Source organism: Luethyella okanaganae, from assembly GCF_042660285.1.
GTDB classification, from domain to species: domain Bacteria; phylum Actinomycetota; class Actinomycetes; order Actinomycetales; family Microbacteriaceae; genus Luethyella; species Luethyella okanaganae.
On the sequence record NZ_JBHSTP010000001.1, the window covers coordinates 1,509,128 to 1,533,298 of the forward strand.

20 protein-coding genes are annotated in these 24,171 nt (G+C 65.8%); 4 read left to right on the forward strand and 16 right to left on the reverse strand.

Features of this window, described 5'->3' with window-relative positions:
• Positions 1-327: 327 nt before the first annotated feature.
• Complete coding sequence (locus ACFQB0_RS07125) at positions 328-1,461, forward strand: LLM class flavin-dependent oxidoreductase (protein ID WP_386729310.1); 1,134 nt, start codon at positions 328-330, stop codon at positions 1,459-1,461.
• On the forward strand, positions 1,443-1,745 hold the full coding sequence (locus ACFQB0_RS07130; protein ID WP_386729313.1) for an ArsR/SmtB family transcription factor: 303 nt from the start codon (positions 1,443-1,445) through the stop codon (positions 1,743-1,745). The genes ACFQB0_RS07125 and ACFQB0_RS07130 overlap by 19 nt, the downstream gene beginning before the upstream one ends.
• Positions 1,746-1,817: 72 nt before the next feature.
• Here the strand turns inward: ACFQB0_RS07130 and ACFQB0_RS07135 are convergent, their stop codons facing one another.
• Positions 1,818-2,075 carry a hypothetical protein gene (locus ACFQB0_RS07135; protein WP_386729316.1) on the reverse strand — a complete coding sequence of 86 codons (258 nt, stop codon included), beginning with the start codon at positions 2,073-2,075 and terminating at the stop codon, positions 1,818-1,820.
• 228 nt (positions 2,076-2,303) lie between these two features.
• Here ACFQB0_RS07135 and ACFQB0_RS07140 point away from each other — a divergent pair, with 228 nt between their 5' ends.
• The gene (locus tag ACFQB0_RS07140) at positions 2,304-2,999 is read left to right on the forward strand and encodes a GTP pyrophosphokinase (protein WP_386729704.1); all 696 of its coding nucleotides are present in this window, start codon (positions 2,304-2,306) and stop codon (positions 2,997-2,999) included.
• 133 nt (positions 3,000-3,132) lie between these two features.
• Here ACFQB0_RS07140 and ACFQB0_RS07145 read toward each other — a convergent pair whose 3' ends face one another.
• From ACFQB0_RS07145 to ACFQB0_RS07175, 7 genes are all read right to left on the reverse strand, one after another.
• A complete protein-coding gene (locus ACFQB0_RS07145) occupies positions 3,133-3,972 on the reverse strand; it encodes an alpha/beta fold hydrolase (protein WP_386729319.1) in 840 nt (279 codons plus the stop codon).
• 459 nt (positions 3,973-4,431) lie between these two features.
• Positions 4,432-5,259, reverse strand: a complete 828-nt coding sequence (locus ACFQB0_RS07150; protein WP_386729322.1) for an aggregation-promoting factor C-terminal-like domain-containing protein — start codon at positions 5,257-5,259, stop codon at positions 4,432-4,434.
• A 404-nt stretch (positions 5,260-5,663) separates the two neighbouring features.
• Positions 5,664-6,263, reverse strand: coding sequence for a GNAT family N-acetyltransferase (locus tag ACFQB0_RS07155; RefSeq protein ID WP_386729323.1), 600 nt, complete (start codon positions 6,261-6,263; stop codon positions 5,664-5,666).
• Entirely contained in the window at positions 6,251-8,368 is a 2,118-nt protein-coding gene (locus tag ACFQB0_RS07160; RefSeq protein ID WP_386729324.1) for a penicillin acylase family protein, read from the reverse strand. The genes ACFQB0_RS07155 and ACFQB0_RS07160 overlap by 13 nt, the downstream gene beginning before the upstream one ends.
• Positions 8,361-10,727, reverse strand: coding sequence for a GNAT family N-acetyltransferase (locus ACFQB0_RS07165; RefSeq protein ID WP_386729326.1), 2,367 nt, complete (start codon positions 10,725-10,727; stop codon positions 8,361-8,363). The genes ACFQB0_RS07160 and ACFQB0_RS07165 overlap by 8 nt, the downstream gene beginning before the upstream one ends.
• Complete coding sequence (locus ACFQB0_RS07170; protein WP_386729329.1) at positions 10,724-12,043, reverse strand: lysine N(6)-hydroxylase/L-ornithine N(5)-oxygenase family protein; 1,320 nt, start codon at positions 12,041-12,043, stop codon at positions 10,724-10,726. The genes ACFQB0_RS07165 and ACFQB0_RS07170 overlap by 4 nt, the downstream gene beginning before the upstream one ends.
• On the reverse strand, positions 12,040-13,512 hold the full coding sequence (locus ACFQB0_RS07175) for a pyridoxal phosphate-dependent decarboxylase family protein (protein ID WP_386729330.1): 1,473 nt from the start codon (positions 13,510-13,512) through the stop codon (positions 12,040-12,042). The genes ACFQB0_RS07170 and ACFQB0_RS07175 overlap by 4 nt, the downstream gene beginning before the upstream one ends.
• Positions 13,513-13,702: 190 nt before the next feature.
• On the opposite strand from ACFQB0_RS07175, the gene ACFQB0_RS07180 reads away from it, so the two are divergent.
• Complete coding sequence (locus tag ACFQB0_RS07180) at positions 13,703-15,511, forward strand: DEAD/DEAH box helicase (protein WP_386729332.1); 1,809 nt, start codon at positions 13,703-13,705, stop codon at positions 15,509-15,511.
• A gap of 51 nt (positions 15,512-15,562) precedes the next feature.
• Here ACFQB0_RS07180 and ACFQB0_RS07185 read toward each other — a convergent pair whose 3' ends face one another.
• From ACFQB0_RS07185 to ACFQB0_RS07220, 8 genes are all read right to left on the reverse strand, one after another.
• Positions 15,563-16,138 (reverse strand): signal peptidase I, encoded by a 576-nt coding sequence (locus ACFQB0_RS07185; protein ID WP_386729335.1) that lies wholly within the window; start codon positions 16,136-16,138, stop codon positions 15,563-15,565.
• A gap of 1 nt (position 16,139) precedes the next feature.
• On the reverse strand, positions 16,140-17,840 hold the full coding sequence (locus tag ACFQB0_RS07190) for a hypothetical protein (RefSeq protein WP_386729337.1): 1,701 nt from the start codon (positions 17,838-17,840) through the stop codon (positions 16,140-16,142).
• Complete coding sequence (locus tag ACFQB0_RS07195) at positions 17,837-18,493, reverse strand: hypothetical protein (protein ID WP_386729340.1); 657 nt, start codon at positions 18,491-18,493, stop codon at positions 17,837-17,839. Before ACFQB0_RS07195 ends, ACFQB0_RS07190 begins: the two co-directional genes overlap by 4 nt.
• On the reverse strand, positions 18,480-19,085 hold the full coding sequence (locus ACFQB0_RS07200; protein WP_386729343.1) for a hypothetical protein: 606 nt from the start codon (positions 19,083-19,085) through the stop codon (positions 18,480-18,482). Before ACFQB0_RS07200 ends, ACFQB0_RS07195 begins: the two co-directional genes overlap by 14 nt.
• The gene (locus tag ACFQB0_RS07205; RefSeq protein ID WP_386729345.1) at positions 19,082-19,744 is read right to left on the reverse strand and encodes a hypothetical protein; all 663 of its coding nucleotides are present in this window, start codon (positions 19,742-19,744) and stop codon (positions 19,082-19,084) included. The genes ACFQB0_RS07200 and ACFQB0_RS07205 overlap by 4 nt, the downstream gene beginning before the upstream one ends.
• Positions 19,745-19,781: 37 nt before the next feature.
• Positions 19,782-20,423 (reverse strand): hypothetical protein, encoded by a 642-nt coding sequence (locus ACFQB0_RS07210; protein WP_386729348.1) that lies wholly within the window; start codon positions 20,421-20,423, stop codon positions 19,782-19,784.
• A gap of 2 nt (positions 20,424-20,425) precedes the next feature.
• Positions 20,426-21,133 (reverse strand): hypothetical protein, encoded by a 708-nt coding sequence (locus ACFQB0_RS07215; protein WP_386729351.1) that lies wholly within the window; start codon positions 21,131-21,133, stop codon positions 20,426-20,428.
• Between the two features lie 236 nt (positions 21,134-21,369).
• Positions 21,370-23,865: a LuxR C-terminal-related transcriptional regulator gene (locus ACFQB0_RS07220; protein ID WP_386729353.1), complete on the reverse strand. Its 2,496-nt coding sequence runs from the start codon at positions 23,863-23,865 to the stop codon at positions 21,370-21,372.
• Positions 23,866-24,171 lie beyond the last annotated feature (306 nt).

Genomic DNA, 24,171 nt, shown 5'->3' on the forward strand with positions numbered 1-24,171 from the left:
ATAGGTCGACGCACCCGCATCCTCGAACTCGAGCATCCCACCGATGGGAGCCGATAAGCCATGCACGGTCAGGCCGTCGAGTTCGACCGCGCGATGGTCGAACCAGAGAGACGAGCCGTCCTGGACCTGTCGCACGCCTTCGCCCCGTTCGGTCTCGCCCCACACGATCGAATCGGCGCCCAAGCTGCGCTGGGGTGCCGGACGACGCCGACGGGAATGCCCACGTCGAGCCCAGCGCCGTTGCATTCGAGAAACGCATCGGATTTCGCTCATTCGGTCACTGGCAGCCCGTTTCCTGATCACGGGCCCGCACCGCATCGGGCCCACATGCAAACGGTAGAGCTTGCGGTCGCCGCCGAGGAACTCGGCGATGACGGCGCTTTCGTGCGCACGCACCGCTTCGCCCCGCAGCTCGCCTCTCCGTTTCCGCTGCTCGCAGCGATCGCCGCACGGACGCGCAGGATCGAACTGGGCACCGGCGTGATCGACATGCGTTGGCACATCGGATTCATGACACTGGAACCGCTACCGCAGGTGCAGCAATACATCTGTTTATCCGTATGTACGGATATTATTAGCGTCATGCGCATCCTCATTGTGGGGCAGGGCCCCGTAGCTACCGTGCTCGCCACCTCGTTCGAGCCGCACGTGCAGCTTGCGCTTGCGGTACGGGAGCCGGAGGGCGAGTATCGCACGGTGCAGTCGCGACGGGTGCGAGCGGGTAGTCGAGGGATTACCTCGCGCCGAGTGGAGCTTATGTCTCTCCCATCGGTGCCAATGGGCTGGGACGCGGTGGTGAGCACGGCTGCACCGGATGCCCCGGGGATGCGGGATCTGCTTACGCGAGTAGATGCAGGCGTGGTGATGGCCGTCTCTCAAGTGCCCTCGGAAGTCGCCGTACTCGCCAAACTCGCGGGCGAACGCCCCTGGGGAATAGTAGTGCCTGGGTTTCTGGCCTGGGGCACAGGACCCGTTTCGTATTGGCGCACCGGGTCGCTGTTCACCGTGGCCGGTTCGGCATCCCCGATTCTTCGAGGGACCTTCGATAGGGCCCTACCTGAGGCTTCGGTCGCAATCGCCCTACTGCAAGCGGCCACCACAATGCCGATCGTTGCCGGCCTCCACTCGGTCGGTTACGACCTTGCACGGGCCGCACCGCTCTCGCGACGCCTGGCACGGGCCGCTGATGAAGCTAGGAGCGCGGTCGCTGCCGACTACGATCTGCCCACTCCACGTCGAGTGCTTCCCGCTGCTGTTCGAGCGGCACTCTGGGGATTCCCCCGCCTCGCGCCGATGAACCTCACCGACTACCTGAGTGCGCACTTCGGCGGACATCGTATGCAGACGGTGCGGATGCTGACGGACTGGATCACCAGTGGCCGTAGTCATGGCCTCGCTACAATCGAGCTCGAGGAGTTGCGCAAACAACTTGGGGGCGAGAAATGGTGGTCGATGCACTAGATGCGGCGGTGCCGATCTTCCGCGCACTCGGGGAACCAAGCCGAGGTCAGATTACAGCGGCGCTCATCGAATGCGAGGGCGCAGCCACGGTGGGTGAGCTCCAGCAGGCCGTCAACCTACCGCAGTCCACGGTCTCGCGTCACCTGCGCATACTCCTCGATGCAGGTATTGTGAGCGTCACCCGCAACGGAACGCAGCGAATCTATCACCTTGACGTGCAGCCGGAGGTGCTGGCAGCGGTGGAAGACCTGATCGCAGCGGTGCGAGCTTGCACCATTCGATAGCCGTGGAGGTGGTCGATGAGAACGGCGGGGTTCAGCACCCTTAGAAGCGAGGTTCAACTACGGGAACCCGCTCTACATGGCGGAGGAGGCTGCTGCGACCGATCTGATCGCCGACGGCCGACGGCAGCGTGGTGTGAGCCGTCGCTCACCCGAGCCGACGCTACGCGGTTCCGGGGCGATCGGGTACTTCCCGCCGACGGCGAGACGGATGCCGACCTCGCCCGCTCCCACACCGAGCTCTTCCGAGCGGCCATCGCCGCGGCCGACAGCTCCGACCAGGTCGGCTACCTCGACGGCGGCCTCGCCCACGGCCGTGCGCGCCGCGGACACCCTTCTCCTGACCGTCCCGAGTCAGCTCGGCCTCGACCACGACGCCCGATTGCTCGACACAATCGCACGGCATATCACCCTGCCATCGGGTGGCGCCCCCGCCGCTAGGATCGGGGAAGTCTCAGGGAGTGTGGAGTCGCCTTCGCTAACGTGACCCCCGTGGAGACATCCGATGCGCGCGACGAGATGACGGACACTACGACCGGGGAGGTTCGCCTTCCCGCATCGATGCTCACCTCCCGAGCCCGTCGCACGCTCGAGGCCGTTGACGGGCAGACGCTCGCGGAGATGCGTGCGCTGCGCGACGAGACCGAGCGATTCATGATGCGCTACAAGTTCGGCATGGACGAGGTCATCACCAAACTGTCGATTCTGCGCGAGGAGTTCAGTCAGGCCCACGACTACAACCCCATCGAACACGTATCGAGCCGCCTCAAGACCATCGACAGTGTGATGGAGAAAGTCGAGCGCAAGGGCGTCGAGCCGTCTTTCGAAGCGATCTCCGAGACCATCACCGACATCGCCGGTGTGCGTGTCACCTGCAGCTTCGTCTCGGACGCCTACCGGATCTTCAACCTGCTCGCCGCACAGAAAGACGTCAGCGTGGTACAGGTGAAGGATTACATCGGCAATCCGAAGCCGAACGGATACAAAAGTCTGCATGCGATCGTCGAGGTGCCCGTCTTCCTCTCGACCGGCGCGGTTCCGGTGACCGTCGAGGTACAGATCCGCACCATCGCCATGGACTTCTGGGCCAGTCTCGAGCACAAGATCTACTACAAATACGATCGGCAGGTGCCGGCCGAACTGCTCGACGGGCTCACCCAGGCCGCCCGCACCGCGAGCGAACTCGACGAGAACATGGAGCGCCTGCATCGTGAGGCGCACGGCTTGCCCCGCGCTTCGCCCGCGATCGAGGCGTGACGGCGCCATCCCGTCGACGACGCCTCGGAGCGCCCAGGTGCGGCCTTCCCGCGTGGCACCGCCATCCCGCCGTCACGATCTCGAGGCGCGGTGTTAGTCGAAGTCCCGTATGGCGGAGCCGTCAAGGGCGCGGTCAGGCCAGGAAGTCGAGCAGGGCTGCGTTGACCTCCTCAGCGTGCGTCCAGAGCAGACCGTGCGGCGCACCCTCGACCTCCACGTAGACGGCGTCCGGCAGCAGGGCATGGAACGGGCGCGCGGTCGCGTCGACGGGCAGGATATTGTCGGATGTACCGTGCAGGATCAGGCTCGGCACACCCGAGGCGCGAACCGCCTCCACATCCGTGCGGAAGTCGGTGATCCAGGTGGGCACGACGGCGTATGCGGCGACGGGGGCACTGCCGGCCGCCACGTTCCAACTGTTACGCACCGCCTCCTCGCTGATGCGCGTTCCGAGCGTGTCGGCGAGGTTGTAGAAGTTCTGGAAGAAGTCCGTGAACCAGGCGAAGCGATCGGCCGCCGCGGCGGCGGCGATGCCGTCGAAGACCTCCCGCGGAACGCCTGAGGGATTGTCGTCGGTCTTGAGTAGAAACGGTTCGAGGGAGGCGAGGAAGGCGAGTCTCGCCACGCGTTCCGGACCGTAGCGGCCGACATAACGGGCGAGTTCGCCCGTTCCCATCGAGAAGCCGACGAGCACGACGTCGCTGAGCTCGAGCGTGGTCAGCACGGCATGGAGATCGGCGGCGAAGGTGTCGTAATCGTATCCGACGGTGGTCTTGCTCGATCGGCCGAAACCGCGCCGGTCGTAGACGACGACACGGTAGCCGGCCTCGAGCAGGGCCTTCGTCTGGCGCTCCCAGGAGTGGCCGTCGAGCGGATAGCCGTGGATGAGCACCACAGGCTGTCCGGTGCCGTGATCCTCGTAATAGAGTTCGATGTCCGTGGAGTTCTCCTGGCCGACGGCGATGAATCCCATGTGCTCGTCCTTTCATTCGTCCGGAGGATGCGGCGAAGATGTCGCCGACCGCGTACGGCCTCACGGATACCGCTCTCCCAGTCCTACTCTCCCAGTCCTACGGCAGAACCGTCCGATTGCCAATACCCCGGCCCCCGCCGCCGCGCCGGGTCGGGTCGTTGCGGCGAAGGGCATCGGAATGCCGCTCCGCGCCATCATGAGAGCTCGTGGCCTCCGCGAACGGCGACGAGCTCCCATACGGCGTCTGCGAGGCCCTGCGTCGTGACGCACCGTGGAAAGGAACATCCGATGACGACAACTCTCGCCGACGGCGGAGACGAACCGCACACGGCGTCGCATGTGTCCGATGCCACCCTGCGCAGAGGGCGGCTCTGTGGGCGAGACACCCCTCGAAGAGACGACGGGGGCGGCGGAGCGCGATGCCCCGGCCACCCCCGTCGATCGTGAGGTGATGCTGGTTCAGTACCAGCCCTGCGACTCAGACGCCCCCCAGGCGCCGCAGGGGCTGCCGTAGCGGCCGGAGATGTAGCCGAGCCCCCAGCGGATCTGGGTCGCCGGATTGGTCTGCCAGTCCGAGCCGGCAGAGCCCATCTTGCTGCCCGGAAGGGCCTGCGGGATTCCGTAGGCGCCGCTCGACGCATTGTTGGCGTTCACGTTCCAGCCAGACTCCCGGTTCCAGAGAGCGACGAGGCAACCGAACTGGTCTTCTCCCCAGCCGTACTGCGAGGACATGATGTCGCGGGCGGTCGCCTGGGCTCCGCTCGGGTCGGATGGCGCGGACGGACGCGATCCAGACGGCGACCCAGGCTTCGGCGAGGTTGCCGCCTGGGCTGCCTTGGTTGCCGCTGCCTTGGCTGCCGCTGCCTCGGCTGCCGCAGCAGCCTCCGCAGCCGCGGCCGCCTGCTCGGCGGCGATTCTGTCGGTCTCGGCCGTCGCGGCCTGCACGACCTGGGCCTGGACCTGGGTCTTGTCGACGAGTTCGAAGACACGGTCGGGCGCGAGCAGCGTGTAGTGACCGAGAGCGGAGACGGACGCCGTGAGCGCCGTGGCATCCGCCTTGCCCTGCGCCGCCGTTACGACGACGTTGGCGCCGTCGATGGTGGTCTTCGCCGCGCGGACGGCGTGGGCGCCGACGATGCCGTCGTAGACATCCAGCTGCTCGGTCTGCGGGCCGGTGCTTCGGGCGAGGGCCGTGGTCGCTGCGACGCGCTCGTTCGCGGCGGCCGTCGATTGAAGGACGAAACCGGTTCCGACAAGGGTTCCGGCGGCGGCGATGGCACTCGCCACGAAAAGTCGCTTGCGATTTCGACGACGTCGAGTGTTTTGAACGCGGGTGTTGCCGGTATCGGTACCGGCCGCATCGCTACGGACCGCTTGGGTGGTGCTTGTGGACATGGGGGCAGGGGGATTTAATGGGTCATGCATGACTTTCACCGGGTGAATCGCTCAGACATGCTTGCTCAAGCGATTCTTGTTCGACATACCCACGGGCGGGGGACCTCGCGGGCGGAAGGTGCCAGTATGCTAAGGCTTTCTGAGTAGGTCACCGTCTTTTGCTGGGGATATCATCCGAATCCAGGCGGATGATTTGCCCGCTCAGTGGCTTTCCACGCCGACGATTCCCCTCGACATGAGCAGCGACACTGTGCCGATGCATACCCCAGCGAGCTCTCGCTCCGCGGAGCAGATCCCTACGACCACTCTCCCGCCGCAGCATCACCACCGGGGCGGTCGACGAACGCGAGGCGGGCCCGCTTATGCCCGAGATCGATGATCGGACCGAGTGTGAACCCGATGCGGGTCATCAACGCGATCGCCTCGTCGTTGTCGATGTCGGGCTCGACCACGATGCGTTGAGCGCCCGGCTGGGCGAACACGAAGTCACCGATGAGACGCACGACCCGAGCAGTGAGGCCAGCGACCGGCGCGCCACGATCACCGAGAAAGAAGTGCACGCCGACGTCGCCGTCGTGTACCTCATAGAGCTCGCCCACGGGATCGTACTCGGGTTCGTAGCTCTGCACGAGCGCGATCGGGTGCCCGTCTCGACGGAGCAGGAACGCATGGTGACTCGGCAGGGAGTCGACGTGGCGGTAGAGCTCACGGAGCTCTTCCTTCGAGAGCTCGCCGAGTCCCCAGAACCGGGCGCGCGGCTTCGTCACCCAGTCGTGGACCGTATCGAGCTCCGCCTCGGAGTCCACGTCGAGCACGCTCAACACGAGTTCGCCGAGAACCTTGTCGTGGACCCGGTGGACCACGTCACCGGGTGCACCGGTCGTCAGCCTGCGCACGGCCACTCCTTTCGCTCGAGTTGCGCCCAGTCCGTCTCCACGCGCACGGTCCGCGCCTTCGCCCACGCGCCGAGTTGGTCGTCGAAATGGGCGGAGCCGGGATCGCCGGATGCGCCGAATGGCACATTCCACCGGCTCGAGCGACGATCCGCGAGGTCCCAGACCCAGCGAGCGACCGACCCGCGGAACGCGACATCGGCGACGCCGGGAACAGAAGCGGTGCAGCGCACGCAGTCGCTATCACCGCCGAGTGGGACGGCGGTCACGGTCGGCGCGTCGGCGCCGGGAACGTCGTCGAGCGCGTGGAGAGTGTGGAGGCGATGGATATCCCCCCAGGAGATGGCAGGATCGGATGCCGCCCCCGCGACGTCCTCGAGTGCGCCGACGAGTTCGACCGGTCCGTCGATCCCGAGGTCGGCTGCATCCAGCAAAGACTCGAGCACGTCCCCGACCCGGCCCGGAACCGAGAACCACGGGTCGAAGATCGATCCCATGCCATGCGGGGCATACAATGCGGTCAACGCCGGATGAGCCGCGAGGCGCCGAACGAGCGCGGAACGCCAGGCCGAGAACATCGCTGCGTCCCGGCTCCCCGCGTCCATGCCACGGTCCCAGCGGCGAAGCCGGGTCGCGAGGGCGGCAGCCGCGTCTGAGCAGTACGACCCGTCGCCGATCGCCTCGTCGAGCCGCGCGAGCAGTCCTCCTGCTCGCGCATCGAATGTGTCGGCATGGATTCGCAGCATGTCGGGTGCAGCCATATCGGGCCGCTCCGACAAGAGCATCCGGATCCGATCGGCGCGAGACGGATGGGCGTAGGCGAATCCGAGGTCGTGATCCGGGCGATCCGGGCGCTCGTTCGCGTCAACGGCCATGGAGCGCACCACCTCAGGCGGGGGAAGCTCCCTCCACCGGGTTGCCGCCGTGGACCATGCGGGCAACGGCATACGACGCTTCGCCCGCTCACGGTCGGCAACGCGACCCGCGGTGAACCGCAGCACCTCGCCGGCGCGGTCAGCGGCGAGCACGCGGTTGACCGGGTCGACCCAGCCCAGGAAGGCCGAGGCGACGTCTGCGGCCGAGCGTACCCGGAGCAGCCGACGGAGCGCCGCGAAGCCCAGGTCGGCTTCGACCCGTGCAGGCAGCCGCAGGCTGAAGCATCCGCCCGGCCCGTCGACGACGACAGGTCCGCGTTCTGTCTCGACGACGCGCACCGTCTCGTCCGCCGCACCCCTCACCCGGATGGATTCGATCCACGTACTCGTCGGCTCCCACCCCTCAGGGCCGAGTGCCTCGATCCCCCCGTCGCCCGTACGGAGCCGCTCCTGAAAGACTTCTGCGCTGTGTGCGAGGGCGTTGGTGATGCCCCAGGCCGCGTCGCCGGCATGGCCGAAATGCGGGATGCCCGGCACACCGGGAAGGGCGAGGCCCACGACATCGAAGTCGTCACAGGCGAGCCGCACCTGCTGATAGACACCGGGCAGTTCGATGAGTCGGTGTGGATCGCCGGCGAGCAGCGGAGACCCGCTCGTGGTGCGACTGCCATGCAGTGCCCAGGCGTTGCTGCCCGCCCCGGCGGCGGCGGCGGCCGACTCCGGCGCAAAGCGGTCGACGTGCTCGTCTCCCAGAGCGCGCGCGACGTGCGCACGCCAGAGCAGATGCGGAAAGGTCGAGAAGAGCACGTGCGCGACGAGGAAGACTCCGAGCGGCGCCCAGCCCGGCCACGGCGTCGGCACCGGATTCGAGCCGGCCAGCGATGCGAGTGCCTGGAACTCGGGGACGCGCCGGCCGAGCTCGAGCCCGTCGTTCACCCCGTGCACATAGGCGTCCACCCATCCCCGGTCGGCCGGTTCGAGCGCGTCGTATGCACGCTTGGCCGTGTCGGCGAGCCGGATGCGCCGGGCGAATCGGTCCCATTCGGTGCCCACGCGGCCGAGATGCTCTGCGAGCCGCCCCTCGGCGCGCCAGCGGTCGACCTCGATCTGCCAGCCTCTGTCGATCGCCGTGATACGACCCTGTGCCTCGACGAGCCGCAGTTCGTCTTCGGCACGGAGATGCGGGACGCCGAGCGAGTCCCGGAACAGATCCACACGAGCCGGCTCAGACATCGTCGAGCCGCGGGAACGCTTCGCGCGAGATCGGGTTTGCCAGTGTGCCGGCGTACAGGAGCGACGTCGATTGGTTCGCGAGGTCAACCATCTGAAGGGTGTTACGCAGCTGCAGACGGTTGAGGCAGGAATGCGCGAATCGCGCGGCCCGCAGGTCCACCGCCGATTCGAGGTCAGGGTGCTCGGCGGCATGCCGCTCGACGCAGTTCCCCACGAGACGCCAAAACGTCTCCTCGCGGAGGGTTCCGTCGCCGTCGAGGATCGCACCCAGGTGACGCAGCACCCCGTCGAACACGTCGGTGAACACCGCGAGGGCCTTCTCGCGATCGTCGACCGGCTGGCAGATGCGCGCCACCGCCTCGGGCAACGCACGATCCGCGAGCAGCGCGACCTCCTCTCCGATGTCCTTCATGAACACCCTGCGAGGGACGTCCTCGTCGAGCACGAGGATCACGTTCTCGCCGTGCGGCATGAAGGCGAGGTCATGCGCGAGCAGGCAGTGCACGACAGGACGGAGGTAGGCCTCGAGGTAGGCGCGCACCCAGTCTTCCGCGGGAATCCCGGACGAGCGCACGAGCGCCGTCGCAACCGAAGCCCCGTCGGCGTCGCGATGGAGCAGCACCGCCATCGTGGCGAGTCGCTCACCGGCCTGAAGCCTCGGAACGGGGCTCTCACGCCAGAGCGCCGCCACCATCTTGCGGTGCGCCGATGACGGCACCCGGTGGTAGACGTCGCCCGTGTACCCGATCGCCGCGTGCTCGCGCAGCACCTCGAATCGGGCCGCGCGGAGAGTGTCGTCGGAGGCGACGAGGTTTGCGACCCAGTCGTTGATGGCAGGCGTCGCCCGCATGTACGAGGGCGAGAGCCCGCGGAGGAACCCCATGTTCTGGATTGCGAGCGCTGTCTTCACGTAGGAACGGTCGGGACGCGTGTGGTTGAAGAACGTGCGAATGGACTGCTGCGCCCGGTAGTCGTCGGGACCCTCGCCGAGGTACACGAGGTCGTGCCGCGCGACATCCACGGCGAAGGTGATGGCGATGCGGTGCTGCCACTGCCAGGGATGCACCGGCAGGTACCGATAGTCCTCGGGGTCGAGGCCGAGCCCTCGCAACCGATCAGCGAACGCGCCGAGCAGTTCCGGGTCGAGTTCGGCTGTATACAGCTCGTTCTCGGAGAGCCCGGTGCTGAGCGACAGGTGGCTGAGCCTTCGGCGCACTCCGAGCCATACCAGCCGAATGGAAGCGCCGCTCTCGGGTGCGTAGGCCGCAAACTCGTCGAGCCCGAACCCGATGCGACCATTGTTGGCGACGAAGCCCGGGTGGCCCTCGGTCATCCCGGCCTCGATCGTCTGGAAGTCAGAACGCGCAAGCTCGGTCGCCGACGGTCCCCCGCGGGCGGCCTTGAATGCGCCGCTCGCCAGAGTCGACGCGATCTCTTCCAGATAGACGGCCACCAGAGCGTCGGGAATGCCCAGCTCGGCCTGCAGTTCCATGATGAGCACCTGCGCGTCGGGCTCGGCAGCCCGGTCGTCGATGTTTCGAGTCAGCGAGGTCTCGTCGATGGCCCAATGCTCGAGGGCATGTCGGCTCGCGGAGAAGCGGTAGCTCGATCCGACGGTGTCGACACGGTAGCCGTCGCCGTCGACGACGGGCGCGAGCAGGCGTTCGTGGGTGAACTCGGCGATCGCCTTGGCGACAAGATGCCGCTGCGCCATCGCCATCGGCTCCGGGCGAAGATGCGACCCCGGCTCCGGACTCCCATGCAGGGAGACCATATCCATGACGGCACCGACGGCCGAGCCGTCGAACGCTCTGTGATCGAGCACCGCGAGGCTCGCTTGTTTGCCCCCCAGTTCGATCTTGCGGAGCACACGGAAACCGACCTCGGCGTTTTTCCGGGCGACCGCCTCGTTGCGCACATCTGGTTCGACGACGATTCGCTTGGCGCCCAGCCCGTCGAACACAAAGCGAACGACGGTCGCCATCACCGCCGAGGTCAGGCCATGCACCCGCTCACCGCGAGGCGGTGCGACGAGCAGGTGCATGCCGACATCGCCTGATCTTGCGTCGTGCACGTCGACGAGAAGAACCCGTGCCGGGTCGTATGTCTCGACGAGGAATGTCGGTTCGCCGTCGCGGCGGCCGAGCCAGGCGGCCTGATGGGGGTCGTCGGCCACACCTCGGAGGTAGTCGCGCACGTCCGCAACCGAGAACCCGCCCATCTGCCAGAACGCCGACCGGGCGTCGGAGAGCCACTCCTGCACGAGCTCGGCATCGTGATCGGGGTCGACGGGTTCGATCGAGAACCGCCCAGCACCGGTGTCCAGACGATAGACGGTGGCGGTGGCGAGCACGCTCATCGGGCCCTCACCACCTCACGGGCGCCCTGCGGAACCCCGAACTGCTGAAATGCGATCCGCCGTTCGATCGGATACACCTCCGTCCCCACGATCGAGGCGAGGATGCTCGAGTTGCGCCAGGCTCCGAACCCGAGATCGGGCGCGGTCAGGCCGTGCGTGTGCTCCTCGGCGTTCTGCACGAACATCCGTCCCCCGTCGATGGAGTAGTCGCGGGCCACGGCGAGGCGGCCGAGTGGATCCCAGTCGACGCGATCCCGCACGGGATCGAGGAATACCGGCACGCGCGGCGTGTAGCCGGTTGCGAGGACGACGACCTCGGCGCCCCAGTCATACTCCTCGCCGAGCTGGGCGTGACGGAGCCGTAGAGCGAACTCCGAGACGTCCGCCCGCCATTCGGCTGCGACGAGTTCGGTGTCGGTCAACAAGGTGGTAGAGACCGGCCGTGCCGCGCTCTTGCGATACAGCGTGTCGTAGATCTCATCGATGAGGTCGCCGCTGATGCCCTTGTAGAGCCCACGCTGATCGCGGCCGAGTCGCTCGCGCAGTGCGAGCGGGAGGCCGTGGAAGTGGTCTGTGTACTCTGGCGAGGTCATCTCGAGCGTGAGCTTCGCGTACTCCATCGGGAAGAATCGTGGTGACCGCGTGATCCAGTCGAGGCGATACTCGTGCTCGTCGACGGATTCGAGCAGGTCGCGATAGATCTCCGCAGCGGACTGCCCGCTGCCGATGAGGGCGATCGACTCGGCTCCGACGATCTCACTGCGGCGGTGCAGATAGTCGGCGCTGTGCACGATCGGTCCCGGCAAGCCTGCCAGAGGTGGCGGGACGCTCGGCTCCGTCCCGGTGCCGAGCACGATGTGGCGCGCACGGTAGACCTCTACACTGCCGTCGTCTACGTCGACGGCGTGCACGAGGTAACAGTCGTCGTACGCCTCGTAGACGATGCCCGTGACCCGCCGTCCCCACCGCAGCGTATCGAGCCGTTCACTCGCCCATCGGCAGTAGGCATCGTACTCGGCTCGGAGCGGATAGAAGCTCTCGCGGATGTAGAACGGGTAGAGACGACCACACTCCTTCAGGTAGTTCAGGAACGAGAACGGCGAGGTCGGATCGGCCATCGTGACGAGATCGGCGAGAAACGGCACCTGGATCGTCGCCCCCTCGATCATCATGCCTTGGTGCCAACGGAACGCGTCGGCCGAGTCGAGGAACACCGCATCGAGGTCAAGCGGATCCGCGAGGCAGGCGAGACCGAGGTTGAATGGACCGATGCCGACCCCAACGAGGTCGTGAACACGGCCGGATGTCGCGCTCACAGGGTGACCTCCTCGAGATCGGTGAGGCGCTCGCCGTCGCGCAGACCGTCGCCGGCTGCACGCACGAGCCCGACAACGTCGAGCACGTCACTCACCTTCGTCTCGGGGTTCAGGAGCGTGAGCTTCAGGCATGGCCGCCCGTCGATCATGGTCTTGGCGACCTGGGCGCGCCCCGACTCGAACAGCACACGGCGGATGAGCGGCACGAGCCGGTCGGCCTCCTCGTCGGCCATCCCCTCCGGTCGATAGCGGAACAGCACGGTGCTGAGCTCCGTTTCGGCGACGAGCTCTATGTCGTCGGCCTCCGCGAGGGTGGCATGCACCACGGCAGCGAGGTCGAGAACCCGGTCGAACTGCTCGCCGAGACCACGCACGCCCATCGCACGGATCGTCGCCCAGAGTTTCAGCGCGTCGAATCGACGCGTGGTCTGCAACGACTTGTCGACCTGGTTGGGCTCTTCGTTCTCAAGCGGGTTCAGGTAGTCGGCGTGCCAGGCGACGACGGCGAGATCGCGCCGATCGCGCACGACGAGCGCACTCGACGAAACGGGCTGGAAGAAGCTCTTGTGAAAGTCTACGGTCACCGAGCGCGCCCGTTCGATGCCGGCCAGCAGTTCGCGCCGCGTCGGAGAGACGAGGAGTCCGCAGCCATAGGCGGCGTCGACGTGCAGCCAGACACCGGCGCGATCGCACTCCTCGGCGATACGTGAGAGCGGGTCGATACAGCCGCGATCGGTCGTACCCGCCGTCGCGACGACGCACATCGGGATGCGCCCCGCGGCGGCGAGCGCACGCAGGGTCGCCTCGAGCGCGGGCGGATGCATCCGCCCGCGCTCATCCGTCGGCACGAGCTCGACTGCGTCGACGGAGAGCCCGAGCAGCAATGCGGACTTCTGCACGCTGAAGTGGCTGGCCGTGGTGGCGACGACGGAGAGCCGGGCGAGCGCCTCGGAACGAGAGAGCCCGAGTTCGTCGTGCGCGGCCGAGGTCGCGGCCTCCCTGGCGAGCAGGAGCGCCTGCAGGTTCGAGAGCGTGCCGCCCGAGGTGAAGACGCCGTCGCCGTCTTGGAACCCGATGCGCCCGGCGGTCCACTCGATGAGGCGGCGCTCCATAAGCGTTCCGACAGTCGACTGGTCGTAGGTGTCGAGTGACGCGTTGACGGCGGCGACCACGGCTTCCGCGGCGACAGCGGGAATCGCGACGGGACAGTTCAGGTGCGCAAGGTAAGCCGGGTGGTGGAACCAGACCGCGTGGTCGACGAAGATCTTGTCGATCTCGTGGAGGGCGAGATGGGTTCCAAGGCCAGGCCCGTCGAGATCGGTGGAGTCCACGAGCGCCTGGAGTTCGACCCGCGAGGCGCCGGAACAGGGTTGGGTCGTGGTGGCGATCCGCTCTGCGAGTCGGGTCACGACGCTGCTGAGCGTCGTCGCGTACTGATCGGCAGTGGCGGCCGTGAGAATATCTGGCACGGGTTTCCCTCCATCGATGCTCCCCACGGCGTGCGGAGACGTTACACAAAGCAAAGTTAATGTAGGTAAGCCTATCCTAATTAAATCCCAGGTACAGCGTGTAGCCGTGGAACCGCAGAGGGAGACCGCTCCTGCCGAATTCGTTCCCCGTCGCATCTGCGCGGTCGCCACAAGTACTACCGTTGGTAGCATGACGTCTTCTGAGAGCGAGCCGGGCGCTGCCCGCACTGCGTTGACCTTCTCCGAGCTCGGACTCGACGACGCGGTGCTCAGAGTGCTCAAAGATGTCGGCTACGAGACCCCGTCGGCGATCCAGGCCGCGACCATCCCTCCGCTTCTCGCCGGCCGCGATGTTGTCGGTCTCGCCCAGACCGGCACCGGAAAGACGGCCGCGTTCGCGTTGCCGATCCTCTCGCGCCTCGACCTGTCGCAGAAGGCCCCACAGGCGCTCGTTCTCGCGCCGACACGGGAACTCGCGTTGCAGGTCTGCGAGGCGTTCGAGAAATATGCCGCCCACCTGCGCGGCGTGCACATCTTGCCCGTCTACGGCGGCCAAGGCTACGGCGTTCAGCTCTCCGCGTTGCGGCGCGGTGTGCACATCGTCGTCGGCACGCCGGGTCGCATCATGGATCATCTCGACAAGGGCACGCTCGATCTGTCCGAGCTCAAATACCTCGTGCTCGACGAGGCCGATGAGATGCTCAAAATGGGCTTCGCGGAGGATGTCGAGACGATTCTCGCCGACACCCCGGATGACAAGCAGGTCGCGCTGTTCTCCGCCACCATGCCCGCTCAGATCCGGCGGATCTCGGCGAAATACCTGCATGATCCGGAAGAGATCACGATCACGAGCAAGACCACGACATCGGCCACCATCACGCAGCGCTATCTGACGGTCTCGTATCCGCAGAAGGTCGACGCTCTCACCCGCATCCTCGAAGTAGAGAACTTCGAGGGAATGATCGTCTTCGTGCGCACCAAGAACGAGACGGAGACGCTCGCAGAGAAGCTGCGAGCGCGCGGCTACTCTGCGATGGCGATCAACGGCGACGTGGCCCAGGTGCAGCGCGAACGGACCGTCAACCAGCTCAAGGCGGGCAAGCTCGATATCCTGGTGGCGACGGATGTCGCGGCGAGAGGTCTCGATGTCGAGCGCATCAGTCACGTCTTCAACTACGATCTTCCCATCGACACCGAATCGTATGTTCATCGAATCGGCCGTACCGGACGTGCCGGACGCACCGGCGACGCGATCAGCTTCGTCACGCCTCGAGAACGGCATCTCCTGAAAGCCATCGAGAAGGCCACCCGTCAACCGCTGACGCAGATGCAGCTCCCGAGCGCCGAGGATGTGAATGCCACGCGCCTCTCCCGCTTCGACGATGCGATCACGGCGGCTCTCGACCAGACCGATCGCATCAACCAGTTCCGCGACATCATCGCGCACTTCGTCGAACACCATGACGTGCCGGAAGCCGATGTGGCCGCGGCCCTTGCGGTGGTCGCACAGGGAGAGACCCCGCTGCTGCTCTCGCCCGAGGAAGCGCGGGAGAGGCGTTTCGAGCGCGATGACCGGAGCGATAGAGGTGACCGGTCGAGCCGAGGAGACCGCTACGGGCGCGACGATCGGGGAGAGCGCGGCGACCGCGCCCAGAGGGGCGAGCGCCCCGAGCGACGTCCGCGCACCAACCGAGCACCCCTCGCGACCTACCGCATCGCGGTCGGCAAGCGTCAAAAGGTGGAGCCGCGACAGATCGTCGGAGCTCTCGCCAACGAGGGCGGCCTGAGTCGAGAAGACTTCGGAGCCATTCAGATTCGCCCGGACTTCTCGCTCGTCGATCTGCCAGCGGATCTCTCGAGCGAGGTGCTCGCCAGGCTGGAGAACACTCGCATCGGCGGCCGGCTCATCGAGCTCCGCCCCGACCGTGGCGGGGCACCTCGTTCGGCTCGGCACGACGATGGCGGCGATCGGCCGGTGCGCAAACCTCGTCACAGGTGAGCGGGGCCACAGCTGTCATCGGTGTTGAACCTGGCCGTCGCGACACGCGTGTCAGTTCGCGGTGCGGCCCCTGCGCGACGACCCGGCTCCTGATCGCCCCACGAAACCGAGGACGAAGACGAGTATGAGGAGAGCGACGACAGATCCGATCCCGATCGGAGTCTTGAGCGCCGCTGCGACATATCCGACGACCGGAAGAGACACCACAAGCTTCCCGACCGTCGAGACAAGATAGGGCTCTGGGTCGGCGGTCTCGTTCGCATCCCCCTTGAGGACGATGCTGTACCCGCCGTTCTGAGACTCGATCGACACGACACGGTGACTGACCAGTCCCCGGCCTCCCGGGCGATCCACGGTGACGACGTCACCGGGAGCGATCTCGGCCGCGGAGACCTCCGTGGCGAGGATCATCGACCCGACCGGAATGGTCGGCTCCATGGACCCTGAGACGACGATCTGCGGACGCAGCTGGAAGATCATGCAGATCGCGAACAACACGATACTGGCGATGCCGAGTGCGGCGGCGAGCCACAGGATCCCGGAACGAAGCATGCGGAGGAGAGAGAAACGTGGGCGTGAGACCGCCTCACGGCGTGTGCCCGGTTCAGCGGGAAGGCCGATGGTCATCTTATTTTCCTCCTGAGAAGATCTTGCGTGTTTTTGTGGACACGTCGGCCACCGGGTTCGAGAACGGCGAATTCGGCGCCGTTGTCGAGTAGTCGTAGATCTTGTAGCCGAGCGCGCCGTTGTCGTCGCAGCGCCAGAAGTCGCGTCCGCTGAGGGTCCCACCGCCCCAGGCGTAGACGGCCCCTGTCGTGCTTGTGACCCAGGTGGAGCACGCGGCAGATGAGAGGGAGGCTGCTTCGAGACCGGACAGGCCGTCGATGCGCGTCGGCGTCTTCACGATGTCGTCTTGCCACGTAGAACACGATTCTCCGGACTTCACTCCGGTATGCACACCCAGCGCTTGACACCGCGTGTTGATACCCCAGCCCCACACACTGCCATCCGTCAGTATCACAGTGAAATGGCCGATCCCCGCCCCTATGCTGCGCACCTTCGCACTGCTGTCAAAGACGACCTTTCTCGGGGCGAAGGCATAGTTCGCGATGTTCCGAGCGTCGGTGTCCGCGGGGCGGCCCAGCATCGGGAGGAGCTCATTGATGGACCACCCGGACAGGAGGTGAACGGTGTATAGCTCTTGATCGCTCGTGAGCATGCTGGCCTGTCGCGCCGAGAACACGAGCTGGCGGACCGGACATCCCGAATCGTCGATGACGATGCCGGTGCTCACTCCAGCACAAGCCTTTAGAGTCTTATCCTTCATCGCCGTGACGATGTCGAGGTATCTCTGATGCCGCGCCTCCTCCGTGGTCAGCACCTGCTCGTCATAGCTCGCGCTCGACGCGGTCAGGTAGAGGGTCGGGTACTTCTGGAACAAGGCCCGGTTCAGGCCCTCGCTGATCGTCGGGCAGGTGTCGTTCGATCCTGCGCCGGTGAGAGCATCGGCGTTGTCCAGGCCCCAGGTGTAGATCAAGCCGTTCTGGGCGACGGCGCCGTCGACATTGGTACCGCTCCAGATCGAGCGCCATTTCACGGTGCCCAACGCGTCTGGACCGGAATCGCACCGAACGTTGTATCCGTGTTTCGCCGTCGTGGAGTTCGCTTTGATCGGGTAGGCGTAGCTCTTCTTGTCAGGGCCGACGATGGGCAGGTTCTCGTTGCCCAGACCCCACGCCCACATCGTGCCGTCATTGTCGAGAGCGATGAACTGATTCTCGATTCGCCGGATGCTGACGATCGCTGGAAGAGCGCCGCCGTCCTGAGTTTGGGAGACCACGCCGGGCGTCGCCGCCTGCTGGTCGCTGACCTTACCGCGCCCAAGGTAGTCCGTGGTGTTCCACGGCTTGCCCCAGGTCCACACCTTCCCGTGACTGTCCAATGCCATGTACGAGGTGAAGGTGCGGCTGTTGCGGTCGAAATCGTTGGTGCTGCCGATCGCGTTGACGATGCGCACATCCGAAGGGAAGGCCACTTTCGTCGGAGCAGCGCTTGCGGCAGTGGCGATCGAGCCGGCGCCGTCGCCCGCGGCCCGATTTCCGCCGAGGTATACCTCGCCTGCCTCGTTCAGGTAGAGGACCGAACCGAACGTCTGATCGTAGGGCACGGGCGCGATGGTCAGCGAGGCGGTCTCGGTCGAGAGTTTCGCCCCGGCGAAGGTCGAGTCCATGAAACCTGCGGCGGTGAGCACGGTTGCGGCCCCGATGGCGCAGGCGGCCACGGCGCCGACGAGTGCGAGAAGGGCACGGTGGTCGCTGTGTCTCGTCATTGGCTGACGCTCTTTCCGGTGATGTGGATGGTGACGGCCGCCGTGCCGGACGACAGGCCACGGAGCGCCGCGTCGTCGGCGAGGTGGACCGAGATCGTCAGAGTGCGGAGGCTGGCATCGGCAGAGGACGGCCAGGCATCGCCATTCTTCAGCACCTTCCCCGCGGCATCCACCGCGCCGAGGTCTGCGCTGAGGCCGCCAGCAGGCGATGAGATGCCCTTGCTCGGGTCGTCCGGATCCCCCAGAAGCTTCGTGACCGTCCCACGATCGTCCATCGCCACGCTGTAGCGAAGGTAGGGGGCGAGCGACCCGGCTCCCGAGAGCGTGAGCCCGAGTTGCCCCTTTGTCGCACGCGAGTCGTTGAACGGGGCGAGTGTGAGCACGACGGTGTTCCCGGGCACCAGGTCTCCCGTGTCTGTGAAGGTGTAGCGCACGGTCTTGTCACTCGCCTGGCGCACGGTGTTCGTGGAGTCGCGCAGGCCAACGGTGAACGCGCCGGCAAAGGTGGTGTCGACCCTGGCGCTGTCTGTGAACATGGCCCAGCTCGTAACGGCCGTCGCAACCAGGACGCCCGTGCAGATGGCGACGAGCGCGGTCAGGGTGACGGCGCGAGAGAAGCGCCGACGAGGGCGGGGAGGTTTACGATGCCGCATTGTGCTCACCCTCTTTCTCGATGTTCCGTCGACGTCCTACGAGCAGGAGCAGGATCGCGCCGACGATGAAGCTCAGGGCGAGCGCGAGCATTCCGGAGACGTCGAGGCCCGTGAAGGCGAGGATGCCGCCTTGTTCATTCTGCTCCGCGTCGACGCGGAAAGCCAGACTCGCCTGCGCCGTGCGGTATTCGTTGCCGGCGGTTTCGGGGAGGACGGCTCGTGCCTCGACGCGCAGTTCTTCGCCGGCGGAAAATTCGCCGAGATCGAAACGCTCGGCGCGGAGTTGCTCAACCGTTCCGCCGTTGAAGAACGTGATGCCATGGGAATCCCGCAGTATGAAGCGCAGGGAGTCCGCACCTTGGAGAGCCGCTCCGGAGGAATCGGCGAGCGAGAGGACAATGCGCCGGGCGTGGGTGTCTGCGGGGCTCGTCACCTCCCATGACACGGAATGACCCGGTGCCGGGACGCGCAGTTGCACACGCGACTCGTTCGACGTGACCGCGCTCGCGGGTACGATCGCGGTGATCGCGATCGACGCACCGATCACGGCGGCAACCAAACCCGCCAAGCGAGACAGGTGGGAACGGTTCATCCGATGGTCTCCTTTGCGGTGACCGTGCGCCCGCCGACGGTCTCGGCGGTCACGGCTACACCCGGCTCGACCGAGACACCGAAGGCGGCGGGCGGAGCGCCGGGCGCGAGCCAGGCCTTGACGGTGACCGTCACGGCCTCGTCAACCGCCGGGACCGGCAGCGCTACCCCCGTTCCGCCGCCGAGCGCCGCGATGCCCTCCGCACTGAGCGGGACCCCACCGGGCAGCACACTCTTGTCACCGACATAGACACCGAACACCAGCCAGCCGAACGCTGCCGCCGAGCCGGAAGGGTCGTAGAACGTGGCGCTGAGCGCCACATCCCTGGATGACGAGGTGAGATAGACATCGACCGCGAACGCGGCTGTAGCGACGCCTGGGTCACTCGACGGTGCTGTAGAGAGGTACGCGATCGGCGCGACACTGCCCGGGGTTCCGCCTGCGACGATCCGCGGCGTGGTGCGATCAGCGTACTGCTGCGCACCGACGGCGTCCTGTGCCACGTCGACCGCACCGCTTTGGCTGCTGGATGCGGTGACACCGTCGGTGAACGCCGCCCAGGTTGCTGCCACCGGAAGTGCGGCCAGTGCGATCGCACCCACCGCGACGACCGCGAAGAGCGGCCGTCGACGGCGGTGCGAAGGGATTCGGCTGGACATGCACCCCTCCTTTGCTTGTTCTAGTGGATGTCGTGAGTCAGCGGTTCGCCGCGTCGAAACGCAGCGTCACGCCGGTCGTGCGATCAAGGTACTCGCTGTGGGTTCCAAGAGGAAGAGTGACGGTCAGCGTCAGACGCCGGACCTCCCCAGACGTCAGGGTGCCGAGCGAGCCGGTCGACCGGCCGTGCCCGTCGAGCACGACCTGCCCCGAGTCCAGAGCCGCGTTGAACGCGAGCTGGTCGAAGAGACCGTCGCTCACCGTGCTCTGCGCGGGCGGCTGTACCATCAGGTCGAGGTCACCTGTCAGCTCCGGGCTGGAGTTTCGCACGAAGACATACACGGTCTTGCTGGTACCGGCCTGCAGATCGAATGACTGGCCATCCTCGGTCAGAGGCAGGATCACCTCATGATCCGATCCGGTCCGCCGATCCGACCCGACGGGCTGCGGCTGCCAGTCCGATTCCGCAGGCCGCCAATCGGCTTCAGGGGATGCAGCGATCGATATCGAAAACGCGTCCGATCCCTGTGCCGCGAAGATGACCGTCGTGTCGTGGCCGATCCAGATCGAGGCCGCAGTGCTGGTCGTTCCGACGGCGATGACCAGTGCCGCCGAAAGGAGCACCCGCTTGCGGCCGGTGCGGTGCGGCGGCTTGCCGGAACGCTCAGACGTCTCCTGCAAGGTCAGGGGGCGACGGAGGTGCCGCTGACGACCGCCTGAAGCGAAGCCGTCCCGCCATTGGCTGCATCCGTTTTGTCTTGGGTGGTCCCATTGTTGAGGTTGACCTTCACATAGATCACCTTGCCGCCATTGTTGGCGGCGAGGTTGCCCAGATCGACAGTGCTCGTCTCACCGGTCGTGATCGGAACAGTCAGTGCCTTCTTCGTCCAGGCGGTGGCGTCCGGGGTTTTCGACGCATCGTCGACCACGGCGATATCGAGGGTGATGAGTCCCATGTATGCCTCGTTACGTGCCTTCTGTGCGGCAGTGACACCGTCAACCACGGTCGTGTTCTTGAACTTTACGCTGAGGGTCGATCCCCACTTCGTGGAGGTGTTCTGCACCGGGATCGTCACGACGACGGATCCGCCGGGCAGCAGGCTGGAGGCGCCGGGAATATTGGCGATGGCTGCTGAGTCCGGGTTCGCCTCGATCCACGACTTCACATCGCCGACCTTTTTCTCCTGCCCCGAGGAGACCTGGATGTTGTAGAGGCTGCTCTGGTCGCCGAAACCCCCGCTGCCATTGAGATCGAGAAGGGCGAAGTCGGTGAAAAATGCGCTCGTTGCGAGCGTTCCGACCGCGAGGAGCGATCCGAGCGCGATAAAAGCGCGTTTGCGCCCCTTGCGACGGTCCTCATCGGGCTGGGTCTCGATGGTGGTGTTTGACATATTTCACTCCTTCAGGTTTGGCCGTGGATCGGCCTATCCCAGGAAAGCCCGCAGAAAGACTGTTGAGTGCCTCTATCCGTGAAGATGTGTACGCAACTGAGTACACCGATTTCGAGATTAGGCGAGCCGGTGCCAGTGTGCCCGGGTGGAATGGTCTCGCGCCCGATGCCGAACCCGAGGCACACGGGCGAAGACGCGCACGATTCGACGACCATCGGCTCTCGCGAACGCAAGACTCAGGAGTTCAGTGCCCGGAACAACTCCTGTCTCGTGGTGGCTCCTGTCTTCTTCAAAGCATTGTGGATGTGATTCTCGACCGTTCGCACACTCAGGCTGAGCCGGGAGGCGATGACCGCGTTGGAGTTATTGAGTGCGAGAAGAGCGATTTCGGTCTCCCGCTCCGACAGCGGGACGGAGTTGCCCACCTTGGGAGTCACACGTTTGTGCGCGTCTTCGTCGCGCCACACGAGAAGCCTTTGGATGTTCTGCACTGCCACATCGATCGCTTCGGACAGCACCGAGGTCGTGCCGCGTTCCATCCGGGCGCGCGCCGCGAGCACGAGTGCCGCCAGCGGCGTGTTCTGGTCGACGGGGAAGGCGCTCGACAGGTCGATGAGCTTGTTGGGGTCGTCGAACGATGCCTTCACCAGCTCCAGGAAGCGACGAGGCGCTCGGCCATGCACCCGGGCGGAGACCTCTTCGAAGAGCGCGATGGTGCTCTTCTCCGGCCACACGGACAAACCGATGCGCAGCGTCATGAGTGCTGCGAAGAGATTGCCTTGCTGAATCAGTCGGGTCACGAGGGTGCGCAACGACTGCATCCCGCCGGCCGGATCACCGTCGATGAGCTGGCGGATGATGACCCCGAAGTCCCCCTGCATTCCCGGAAGCGTCTCGTCACGCACGATGAGACTCTGCGCCTCGACGTCGAAGAGGTGAGCCAGACGTGGCTGGTCGAATCGCAGATTGATGAAGGAACCCATGTAGAGGAACGTCCGATACAGGCCGCGATTGATTCCGCTGGATGGACCGAACGCCAGAACCCTGTCCACGACCTCAGCAGCCTCGTGCCATCGGGCTTGCCCGAGCAGGGAGAGCACGACGACGTACGAATGCAGCAGGACACCGCAGTGATCGAGCTGGTCCTGCGCTGTGGCGAGCGCCGCATTGCTCGATTCGAGCGCGCGGCGGCTGTCGCCCGCTGCGATCTCCACGAGCGATTCGACGAATCCGCGAAAACGTTGCACGACGAGCATCGAAGACTCGGGAATGCGCTCCACCCAGTGCTTCGCGATGGCAAAGTCGCCAGCAACCAGGTTCGCGTACGCGAATGTCGCGACACAGAGCGCGCCGCCGGGAATCGTCACGATCGATTCGCTGTCGAATCGGTGAGCGACCGGTTCTGGCCCGAGAAGCATCACCTCGCTGAAGATGTCTACCGTGTCTCGCCAGGCAGGGTACAGCTCCACGAGACCTTCGAAGGGCAGAGGATCATGGGGATTGGCCGCGTTCAGGCCGCCCGCCCAGAGCAGCCGGAGGAAGAGGAAGTCGAACGCCTCCTCGGCGGACGCCGCCGTCGAAAGAGGTGTGCGCTCGAAGATCGCACGAATGCTCCGGTCTGTGCGTGACGCATGGAACAAGCTCTGGAGGTACGGAAGGGCGGTCTGGACGCTGAGCTCCGCCTCCCAGGCGCGTGCTCCGTCGAGGACGACCCGCTCGAGACGATCCCGGAACGTTCGGACGGAGAGCGCGATGTCGTCCTCGGACGACAGCACGGTCTCCAGGCCGTCGACGGCATCGTCCTCGAGGGTGAGTCTCGCGATACCGCTACCCTCCGACGAGCGGAAGTAGTCGGTGAGTGCCGGTGGATGCAGCGCTAGGGTGCGATCGCCGGCCCGCGTGATCACGGACAGGAAACCTCGACCCTCCAGATCTTTCAGGGTGGCCTGATCGAGTTTCGTGCATATCCCGTGCTGCGGGTTCGCATGAGCGAGGGCGAGGTGCTCGAGCGCATCGAGCTCGTCGACTCTCAGCAAGGAGAGCCTCGCCTCAAGCCAGGCATCGATCGAAGAGTTCCAGAGGTTGCGACCGGTCATCACCCAGCGGTCGTCCACGAGTTCGATGAGTCCGCTCGTCCGCGCCCCGTCGACAATCGCCAGGGCCAGTCCGGTGATGCCACCAGACTTGGCGAAGACCCGCGAGATGACCTCAGAATCGGGAAGATGCCCGAGCCGGTCTTGCACGAGAGACGCGACTCCGACGAAGTCGAGCGGACGCAGTTCCACCCGCTGCCCGGGGTAACGGGAATAGCGTACCCCGGCCCGAATCAACGACCCCAGGCTTCTCGAACGGCTGAACACCACCGGGGTGTCCGTGCGCTGGGCTGCCGCCTGCAGCACGCTCAGGCTGCCCTGATCGATGTACTCGATGGCATCGATGACGATGGCCCGCAGCTGTTTCCCCGCCAATTCCGCGGAGACCGCATCGATCAGAGTGGAGACGTTCTGAGCCCCAGGGCTCATGTTCGCCTGGTGGAAGGGGAAGTGATTGATCGTGGAGGTATACGGAGCGCAGAACGCCGCCATCACGGTGTATCCCTCGCTTTCCAGCTGGGCATGCAGAGCACGGAGAAGCGTCGTGCTGCCGAGACCGCCCTGAGCAGAAACATGGGCCGATCCGCCGCCCCGAATCGCCGACAACAAGATCCTCAGTTCGTGCTCGAACATGAACATGGGACGTTCCTCCTCCCCAGGTGGAAGATCGCAATCTTCTCACGCCACCCGCCATCGCGCTGATGCTCTCCCCTTAGTATGAGGCCCGACGACGCGATCGAGCGCAAGCGGATCGCAAAGATACTCATCTCGGACGCCACAGGGCACGGGACGATGGAGCTCGTGGCCGAACGCCGCCCGTTGCGCAGAGCGTCTCACGATCGACAGAGGGGTGCGCGTGGGTCGGCCCTCGAGTCGCATTCGGACTCGATCAGCGTGCGGCTGCTCGCCCGGATGGGCGAGGTCGGTAGCCGTGCACGCTTTGGA